Here is a 555-nt window from a genome sequence, read left to right as displayed (position 1 = left end):
GCTAGTAATCGCGGATCAGCATGCCGCGGTGAATACGTTCCCGGGCCTTGTACACACCGCCCGTCACACCATGGGAGTTGGCAACACCCGAAGCCGGACGTAAGGTCCGTCGAAGGTGGGGCCAGCGACTGGGGTGAAGTCGTAACAAGGTAGCCGTACCGGAAGGTGCGGCTGGATCACCTCCTTTCTAAGGAGAAAGGGAAGGGCGTGGCACTGTTTAGTTATACAAAAATATTAGGACTGCACCTTGAAAATTGCACAGTGGGTATGGTAGAGCATCTAATGTAGGCTTTTGGTCAAGCTACTAAGGGCACACGGTGGATGCCTAGGCGCAAGGGGGCGATGAAGGGCGCGGCAAGCGGCGAAACGCCCCGGGGAGCTGCAAGCAAGCGTAGATCCGGGGGTGCCCGAATGGGGGAACCCACCGTGGGGGAACCCACGGTATCCCATGCTGAACACATAGGCATGGGAGGCGATACCGGGGGAACTGAAACATCTTAGTACCCCGAGGAAAAGAAAGCAAGAGCGATTCCCTGAGTAGCGGCGAGCGAAAGG

The 555-nt window shown here is 57.5% G+C and carries 2 rRNA genes; both read left to right on the top strand.

Going from position 1 to position 555, the window contains the following annotated elements:
- Nucleotides 1–187: ribosomal RNA gene (locus AN618_RS12485) — 16S ribosomal RNA — on the top strand; the annotation flags it as partial.
- A 107-nt stretch (nucleotides 188–294) separates the two neighbouring features.
- A 23S ribosomal RNA gene (locus AN618_RS12480) occupies nucleotides 295–555 on the top strand; the annotation flags it as partial.

This window comes from Fervidicola ferrireducens, assembly GCF_001562425.1.
GTDB classification, from domain to species: domain Bacteria; phylum Bacillota; class Thermosediminibacteria; order Thermosediminibacterales; family Thermosediminibacteraceae; genus Fervidicola; species Fervidicola ferrireducens.
The sequence above is the reverse complement of the archived record's forward strand: the minus strand, read 5'-3'. Positions and strand labels throughout refer to the sequence as shown.